This window comes from Bradyrhizobium lablabi (assembly GCF_001440475.1).
In the GTDB taxonomy this organism is placed as follows: Bacteria; Pseudomonadota; Alphaproteobacteria; order Rhizobiales; family Xanthobacteraceae; genus Bradyrhizobium; species Bradyrhizobium lablabi.
The window spans coordinates 1-8,467 of sequence record NZ_LLYB01000021.1; the positions used below are offsets into that span (position 1 = coordinate 1).

General features: G+C 57.9%; 5 protein-coding genes and 3 pseudogenes. 3 read left to right on the forward strand and 5 right to left on the reverse strand.

All coding sequences use genetic code 11. From position 1 onward, the window contains the following. On the forward strand, nt 1–204 hold a 204-nt coding region (locus CQ14_RS45130), incomplete at its 5' end, for a hypothetical protein (RefSeq protein WP_210183139.1). Here the strand turns inward: CQ14_RS45130 and CQ14_RS45435 are convergent. Continuing rightward, nucleotides 132–493 (reverse strand): annotated as a pseudogene (locus tag CQ14_RS45435) (ISL3 family transposase); the annotation flags it as partial. The gene CQ14_RS45130 and the pseudogene CQ14_RS45435 sit on opposite strands and share 73 nt — an antisense overlap. Before the next feature lie 520 nt (nt 494–1,013). Here CQ14_RS45435 and CQ14_RS00255 point away from each other — a divergent pair. Then, nucleotides 1,014–1,268, forward strand: a pseudogene (locus CQ14_RS00255) (integrase core domain-containing protein); the annotation flags it as partial. Between the two features lie 217 nt (nt 1,269–1,485). On the opposite strand, the gene CQ14_RS00260 reads toward CQ14_RS00255, so the two are convergent. Beyond that, nucleotides 1,486–3,246 (reverse strand): oleate hydratase, encoded by a 1,761-nt coding sequence (locus CQ14_RS00260; RefSeq protein WP_057855961.1) that lies wholly within the window; start codon nt 3,244–3,246, stop codon nt 1,486–1,488. Nucleotides 3,247–3,291: 45 nt separating this feature from the next. Beyond that, nucleotides 3,292–4,050, reverse strand: a complete 759-nt coding sequence (locus CQ14_RS00265) for a glucose 1-dehydrogenase (protein WP_057855962.1) — start codon at nt 4,048–4,050, stop codon at nt 3,292–3,294. A gap of 1,278 nt (nt 4,051–5,328) precedes the next feature. Between CQ14_RS00265 and CQ14_RS00270 the strand changes: the two genes are divergently transcribed. Beyond that, nucleotides 5,329–6,105: an acetoacetate decarboxylase family protein gene (locus CQ14_RS00270; protein WP_057855963.1), complete on the forward strand. Its 777-nt coding sequence runs from the start codon at nt 5,329–5,331 to the stop codon at nt 6,103–6,105. A 581-nt stretch (nt 6,106–6,686) separates the two neighbouring features. Here the strand turns inward: CQ14_RS00270 and CQ14_RS41695 are convergent. Next, nucleotides 6,687–7,781, reverse strand: a pseudogene (locus CQ14_RS41695) (IS3 family transposase); the annotation flags it as partial. A 261-nt stretch (nt 7,782–8,042) separates the two neighbouring features. Beyond that, nucleotides 8,043–8,291 carry a hypothetical protein gene (locus CQ14_RS00285; protein ID WP_057855964.1) on the reverse strand — a complete coding sequence of 83 codons (249 nt, stop codon included), beginning with the start codon at nt 8,289–8,291 and terminating at the stop codon, nt 8,043–8,045. Nucleotides 8,292–8,467 lie beyond the last annotated feature (176 nt).

Genomic DNA, 8,467 nt, shown 5'->3' on the forward strand with positions numbered 1-8,467 from the left:
ACTGTGCCCGCGCGCATGCGTCAATCAGGCGGTCTTCGTCGTAGGCGTACGATGCCTGTCGCCACCGCGACCGAGAAGCCGCGCTATCGCGTGAAGGCGCCGTCGATCCGCAATCAGGCCGATCCGGCGGCGCTGCCGCGGAAGCCGCGCGCCTTTAGGCGCCACCAAAGTTCAGCGCCGTTAAGGCAGCCGGTGGCCAACTGATCGTCAAGCCATGGCAGGTGCTGATCGAGCGAACTCTGCCGGGTCGGAAGACATCATGGCGTTCGTCACGGATCACCTGTCGAACCAGTTTCCTGCTATGACCGGTTTGGCGCACGATCTACTTGATCCGCGTTCCGCTTTTCGACAGGGCCAAGATCGTCGCATTGGTCTCTTCGCGGCGAAGATATCCGTCATACTGCAAGCGCTCGGCCGCAGGGAGCAGTTTGGGATCGATTGTTGTCACCCCGATTGCGCTGCGGATCTGGCGCATCGATTTGCGGACGGCATCGAATGTCGAAAACCTTCACCGGATCCCGTCGGCCAGAACTATCGCTCGTCTCATGACGGTCGGACGGGATACGCTGTCGAAGGCAGAGATGGTCACTGTCGCGGCGATCGAAGCTGGCGTACCAACCCTGGTCGAGGCGCGCGAGATCATAGCCGAATTCCACTTGATGATCCGGCGCAGGAGCCGCCGCCGAGTTGTCGCGATGGATCGAGCGCGCTCGCGCCAGTCTCGTTGCCTAATTCGCCCCCGGGTTACGAATGATGAAGCGGCGGTTCGGGCGGCGATCACCTTGCCTTGGTCCAACGGAGGTGCGAGCGAGGAGAAGAGCGACATGACTTCACCTCGCCAGAGGCGTTGACGACCGGTCACCCGGCCCTGGCTATCAACTGCATGGATGTGAAACACGTGCTTCGAAATTCCAACCCAATTGTCGCGGCTTCCATTGGTGAATTGCTCCTGTTAGCAGGTTCGTGCATCGCCAGTATATCGCCCCGGCCGAGGGAGCGGGGCCGTCTTCCCCATCAATGGCCGGATGCGCGATGAGTTGCTCAACGAGACCCTCTTCTTCGATCTCGACGACGCCCGCACCAAAATCGCTAATTGGGTCGCCGACTACAATACCCGGCGGCCTCATTCGTCGCTGAAATACCTCACCCCTGCGGCCTGCGCTGCCCACCTCACCGCAACGGACGACCGGCTCCGCAAGCCCGACCAGCTCCGCGGATCGTCCGTTGTTCCACCCGCGCCACCTGGCGTACAAACCGGCGAGCTCTAACCGCCGCTGGATGAAGGTTCAGTGGCAGGTCAGGGCTTGTAAGAGCGGCGGGAGCAACACAATGAACCTTGGCTCCATAAGCGCGTTGGAACTAGTGACCCTGAGAATTGCCTCGGTCCTTCTCGTCGCAGTTCTCGTCGGCTAGTGGTGGGCTACTCGAGACTTCCGCGATTTGTAGGTGAGGTTACCTCTCCGACAGACAACGTCCCCACCTCGGTCAACTCAGGTGATACTTATTGAACAGTTCGCCAATCTCGGTTGCGTTAATCTTTTTCAGAATAAGTTCGCGCAGGAACGCTCGTCCTGGGATCTCAATTTCCTTGCCGTCACGCAGTCTACCCATTGCTGCAAGCAACTTGCGAATATCATAAGTTGAGTTGAATACCTCAGGCACGCCACGTTCAATCTTGAGGAGTATATAAACGGCTTCCATCGCCGTCCGAACCGAGTATTCCGTCGTGAAGATACAATCCCGCTCACCCGACTCCGCGAACTGGCCGATGAAGGCGAAATTGACTGCCTCTTTAGGCACAACATCTGGCCGGTCGCCCATCTGCCGCGGCATGAAGAAGGAAGTGACGTAGGGCATCATCACCGGCACCGTTTTGGCTGCGCTCGCGGCGAGTTCCGGTATGCTCGGGACCGGCACACCGAGGTGATAAAGCCATTCTTGCGTGATTTCCTCGCCCGTACAATCTTGCATCGGTTTCTTCACGTAGTCGCCGGCTTTCTCGACGAATAGTGAATAGAGCCAGGCAACGACTTGGTCGCTGCGCTGGTGCTTGAAATGCGGCTGGCGGTTTGCGGTCCAACTGAGCAACCAGCTCGAATCTTTCACCGTAACGATGCCTCCTGTGACGACCCTGCCGCTGAACGGATCGCGTTTGGCAATCTTGTGAATGTATGCCGGAATGCGTGCGTCCAGGGTCGTGATGGTCGCCGATTCCCATTTGGTTGCAGAGATATTGCCGCCAAAGACGTCTGGACGGCCAAAGGCGGCATCCTTAGCCGCAATACGCCGCCACAGATCCCAGGCGGGCGCGGGGCCTTCGTCGAGCCTGGGAGCTGTGTGATGGTCCCCCATGTCCGAGTTTTCGGTAAGCGACCCGATCGTCATGAAAACAAGATCGTCGGCGCCAATATCGACACTGCCCACAATGCCATTCTCCAGCCATCGGATGCCTGTGGCTTGCTTGCGTCCGCGTTTTATGTCGAAATCAATATCGGTGACTTCGACACCGTAGCGAAAGTTGACGCCTTGCTCTAACAGCCATTTGCATAACGGCAGAACAAGCGATTCATACTGATTGTACTTGGTAAACTTCAGCGTGCTGAAATCCGGCAGGCCGCCGATATGATGGATGAATCGATGCAAATAAAGCTTCATCTCGAGGGCCGAATGCCATTCTTCAAAAGCGAACATAGTACGCCAGTAGAGCCAAAAATTGCTGTTGAAGAAATCTCTCCCGAACACTTCGTCGATGCGCTTGGCCTCCATCTGCTTACGAGTGGCAAGAAAAAGGGCAATCAGCTCTCTCTGGGCCTCTTCGCTCAAAGTGAAGAGGCCATCGGTATGGGCATTCTGCCCCTGGTTCACCGTCACCCGCTGTAGTGTGTAGTTCGGATCATCCTTGTTCAGCCAGTAAAACTCGTCGAGCACGCTGGCGCCTTCAAGTTCGAGCGATGGGATCGAACGGAACAGGTCCCAGAGGCACTCGAAATGATCCTCCATCTCTCTACCACCTCGAATCACGAATCCCCGTGCCGGGTCTTGACTACCGTCCAACGCGCCCCCCGGAAGATTCAGTCGTTCGAGGATGGTGATACGGTCGCCACTCATTTGTCCGTCGCGGATCAAGAAGGCTGCGCCGGAGAGCGCCGCTAACCCCGAACCAACGAACCAAGCTGTCTTGCTATCCACACCTGCGGGTTTGCGGGGGCGAGCAAAAGCTTCGTAGTTTCCACTGCTGTAGTACATCGTGAGATTCCATCTAGTTCGACGTGACAATCCGTCAGCTGATAGTCAAAAGATCTTTGCAGGCGCCGGACACGTGTGCGGGACGCCGATCGTCAGGCCGCCATCGACCACGATTTCGGAGCCCGTGAGATAAGAGGACTCGTCGCTGAGCAGGAACAAGACTGCCCGTGACACTTCCTGCGGCTCGGCGGCCCGCCCGAGCGGAATGGGGAAACTGGAAGGCTCGAAATTCTCAGTCATCCGAGTGTTGATTAGGCCCGGATGGATAGAGTTTACGCGAACGCCGGACGCGGCGGCCTCCAAGGCAGCGGACTTGGTTATGCCCCGCACGCCGAACTTGGAAGCAACGTCGGCGTGAAGCCCAGCAGTCCCCCTCAACCCCTCGATCGACGAGATGTTAACGATCGAGCCTCCGCCCGCGCGGCGCATGGCCGGTAAGGCAGTCTGCATACCCAAGAAAACACCGGTGAGATTGACTGCAAGTGTCTTCTTCCACTGCTCGAGCGGGAACTGCTCGATGGGAGCCATGCTGGCTATGCCTGCATTGTTGACGAGGCCGTGCAGCGCGCCGAACTTGCTCTCCGCAGCCGCGATCGCCTGGCACCAATCCTCTGGCTGAGCGACGTCTTGACGCACATAGATCGCGGATGTGCCAAGTTCGGCCGCGAGAACCTCTCCTTCCTTGTGAAGAATATCGGTGATCACGACTTTCGCGCCCTCGGCTACCAGCAGGCGCGCATGAGCAGCCCCCATGCCTTGAGCCCCGCCGGTTACCAGAACGACTTTTTCGTTCACACGTCCCATAACTTTTGCTTCCTCGATCAGTGGCGGTGCAGGGTCTTCCCAGTATCAGGCATGAGGATCATGCTGACGGAAATGTTTGAGAACCCGAACCTTGGAAGTAAAGCAAGTCGCGAGCCGCGGTCTGCACCATGCCCGCTTAACTCCTGTCGATCTATCCTGTGCCGCGCATCATCTGCAATGCCCCCAAGCCTGCAGCAGTGCTCATGTAAATTGGCGCGAAAGCAGTTCGATAACGAGTTCACGTCGTGAACAAGCGTTCGCGGCGCAGGCGTTTACGTCGGAGTGTTGCATTGGCCTCGCCAAACTGGGCCACCTTCTTGATGCCGACAATTCACGACCGAGTTTCTTCCAATTTTGGGTGAATTGCCGCTGACCGCAAGTGAGGCAAGACCGGTTCCGCACAAGCGCGCACGGTACTGAGCTCTTTGTGGGTCGCAGCGGTAGAAACGGGGCGCAGAACACATGAGGTTCTCCCAGTCTTGCGAATTGGAATATCCCCTTATGTGCAATCGCCGCGCCGAGAATCTGATCGCAACGCAAACTCAAGTGGCTCTTGCAGTTGCTGGAGGTCTTCCGACGTGCTAGCGCGACGTCGGTGTTCGCGTGGCCTGCGTTTCCGACCATGCACAGCATAACGTCTTGGCACCAGTAAGAGAGTCTCATCGATACTTTCTGTCCGGAGGCTTGGTCATGTCGAGCCTTCGACATCGCGTCGTCAATCTGACAAGCGAGGAAGGCAACAGAACAACAGCCGAAAGTTGCCAGCGGTCTCTAGTACCAAGTTCGGCATCCGCAGCCGAGTGAGCCCTATAACCCGCTCGAGGTGCTTGGCATCGACGTTGCATAATGACAGATAGGAGGGCGCCTTGACGTCATCGTCGGCGAGCACGCTTCGCCGGAATGAATGCACAATCAACAGGCGCATTCGGCCGCACCGCATAGCGGCCTGTCTAGAATGGAAAGGTCAAGCGTGTTTGATGTTTTCGGATCGTTTAACGGTGGATTGATGTGCAAGGCGCAGAACTCGGTACTCGGCCTGGCGTAGCGACGATCGCGATCACTGGATCGATCAGCCCCGGCTCGCTGCTTGATAATGCCCCGATCAATCCACACCATGAAAACCCAACTCGTCCATAGCCGTTACGGACGGCCGAGCCTGCATTGGGGCCAACGCAATACAGTCGCTTCAGGGATGCTCCAACAACCGGATAGGCGCGGTGAGATGAATTAGCTCAACTCCCAATCGGTGAAAATAGTTCGAAAGCGAGGAGAAATGTGATGTCCGACGTCAAAGGCATTCCGTTTGATGCGCCCCTTTACCATGGGGGCAAAGATCGTGGCAGCTCGTTTCTCGGCTGCCAAGCCATAAGCCTTATGTTCAGGGTGGGACACGAGGTGAACCGTCTATTACCGAACGGGCTGGTACCTGCAGCAAACCCTGCAATCGCCATTGTGGGGGTCGCGAGTTATCGCTCAAGCACTGTCGGGCCATACTTGGAGTGCTATTCGGGAGTTCAAGTTCGTGATCCCGGTGGTGAGACTGGCTATTACATTCCTTACATTTACGTGACAACGAATGATGCAGCGCTCGCCTCGGGACGAGAGGTTCTTGGTGCTCCAAAAAAGCTCGCGCACATTACTTTGATCAGAGAAGGCGGCCTAATTCAAGGCACGCTCGAGCGTCCGGATGGCAAGCGCCTGCTGACCCTTACCGCTCAACCAGACCAGCGCATGAGCTCGGGTTCGCGACAGATGTATTCTGCGCGGACGAATTTCTACTCGGTTCGGCACCTGCCGCCCATCAATGAGTCCGGGAAGGGAGCAGTAACGCAACTCGTCAAATGGTGCACGGACCGAACGTTGCGACGCGACGAGCGTGGCGAAGAAATTCTATTTACTGGACCTATCTCCCTAACTTACGACTCCCCCTCGATTGTCGATCCCGTGCACAATTTGAAAGTTGGCCAAGCCTTGCTCGGCATATACGAGGAGTATGACGCCATGCTCGAGGCCATTGATATCATTTCGCAAGAATTAAACCAGGTAAACAGCTGATTGATGAGCTTGAGGAATTTCATCCAATCCTGAGTTCTGCCCGGCCTGTCGGCTTGCCCGCTGATGGGCCGTTATAGCGACGCGAGCTACAGTCCAGACGCGCAGCATGACATCGCAAAGGGGCAAATTGCCTCGCCGGAGGCGTCACATGTACAAGCATACTCGCGCCAGGCGCCTGCACGGCGGATAGCCTATCATGGAGATGGCGTTCGTATCGCCCATGACGGTTGGGGAATCGTCACAGCTATTGGCGATAGGGCAGGCAGCGTCGGCATCAAGTTGACGGATGCATCCGTCCGCCCGGCTCGCATCGACTGTCGCAATCGTCGCCATGGCATCACGGCTTAGACTGCCGGTCGCGGGCGGACCCCAATCAGGATTTCAGGGGTATCCGCGCGTGTTCCATCAAATGATGACGGACCGGCGTGAAATGGACGCGCATAGCGGGACCGCTTAAACCGGTTTCTTAGTTGGAAGATGACCGCTCCTTCTCCTACTATCATGCCGCAAGGGCCGTCGTCTGCTGTTGTTGCGGCTGTGGGCATGTGGGCAACGCGGCGGCGTTGTCCATCATGTCCACAGCGGGCGGTCCCTGTTGCCGCGCGCCAGACGGCTATCGGCGTGCGGTAGCCGAGCGCCTGGTCAGGGCGATACTCGTTGTAGAAGGCGATCCAGCTGGAGATTTCGTCCGTGGCCTCGCGGCCGTCGTGTATCCCTTAAGGTAGATGTCCTTGTGCTTGAGCGATCGCCAGACACGTTCGATGAAGACGTTGTCCATCCAAGGCCCGCGTCCGTCCATGGAGATCCGGATTCGGGCGGCCGAAAGCGCGCCGGTGAACGCGGCGCTGGTGAACTGGCCAGCCTGGTCGGTATTGAAGATCTCCGGCTTGCCATGCTTGGCGAGGGCGTCGCGCCGCCACGCAGAACGAGACATCCATCGCGTTTCGACACTCGCCACGCCAGGATGGCGCGGCTCGCCCAGTCGATAATCGCCACCAGATAGAGGAAGCCCCGTCCGACCGGGATGTAGGTGATGTCGGCCGCCCAGAAGTGATTGACGCGCTCGGATTGTGAGTTTGCGCAGCAGATATGGATAGATCTTGTGGCCGGCGGCAGGGCTCGTTTTGCGAGGTCGTGGCCCGAGCGCCGCAATCGCCATCTTGCGCATCAGCCGTTGCCCGCGCTTGCGGTTGATCCGCAGCCTCGGGCGCGCAGCATCGCATTCATGCGGCGCGAGCCGAGAGAAGGCCACGCCGTGAACAGCTCGTCGATCAGGCGCATCGGTGCGGCGTCGTTGTCATTGGCCGGCGGTCGCGGCCGGTAGATGCCGTAACGCGCAACGCCGACCAGGGCGCATTGTCTTATCGACAGCGTCCGATCGCCGCGGTCGAGCATCGCTCGGCGGCCCGGCGCGCTCATCTTCCGGACCTCTTGGCTAAAAAGTCCCGCTCGGCATGCAGTTTCTCGACCTCTCGCTCGCGATCGGCCTCGGCATCCCGGCCGACACCGACGTCGAAGACTCGCATTCTCCAGCAGCTGCTTCTTCCAGGCGTAAATCTGGTTGGGTGGACCTCGTAGCGCTGGGCCAGATCGGCAACCATCGCCTGTTCCCGCACTGCCTCCAGGGCAATCTTCGCCTTCAAGGCGGCGTCAATCTTGCGTCTCGTCTTCGTCATGGTTCGCTCCGTTTAAACGGAGCGGCCGATCTCCTTAGCCCCGGTCCTAAAACCGGATCCATTTCAGCCAGAGCTGGAACCTGGCTATTTCTCTAAAATGTTGGCTTCAGCCTCAAAAGAGGAAACAACGCAGCGGGTTACAGCGTCTTGAGGTATTCGAGCAACGCCTTTTTGTCTTGCTCGCTCAAACTAGTCCCGTATTCGTGGCCGCATCGGCTGTTTCCAGAATTGATGTCATTACAATCCGTGGTGGATAATGTTTCACTCAAATTGCAATCCCATAATCTTTGCGAGGTCACCTTTGCTAGCAACCGCGCGCGCTCGTAATTCCGGCTTTTGGTGAATCGACATCCGCAGCGCATTCGGAAACATCGCAGCGACATCATCGAAGCCTGGCGGCGCCAGCAACCGGTCGGCTCTCTGCTGAGATATTTCGTTATCGTGCAACACTTCGAGGCTGCAGACGCGAGCGATCGTCACGGCGCGGCGCCAGATTCGCTGATGGTTCATGGATTTTGCTTTTAGCTCTGATGCCGGTAGCGGACTGGCTGCCGGGACTCAGAAACCGCAAACGTGAACGGCCAATGTGCTTTTGGGGTGCCCCTTGGACATGGGCGCACCGCCGTGCCAACGCGGTGACCTGCCACTGCATTTTCATCCAGCGGCAGTTAGAGTCTCGGGGTTTT

Bases quoted from the DNA above. Each gene is read 5' to 3' on its own strand.
- CQ14_RS00260 (WP_057855961.1), bottom strand. From the start codon at position 3,246: ATGTACTACAGCAGTGGAAACTACGAAGCTTTTGCTCGCCCCCGCAAA.
- CQ14_RS00265 (WP_057855962.1), bottom strand. From the start codon at position 4,050: ATGGGACGTGTGAACGAAAAAGTCGTTCTGGTAACCGGCGGGGCTCAA.
- CQ14_RS00270 (WP_057855963.1), top strand. From the start codon at position 5,329: ATGTCCGACGTCAAAGGCATTCCGTTTGATGCGCCCCTTTACCATGGG.
- CQ14_RS00285 (WP_057855964.1), bottom strand. From the start codon at position 8,291: ATGAACCATCAGCGAATCTGGCGCCGCGCCGTGACGATCGCTCGCGTC.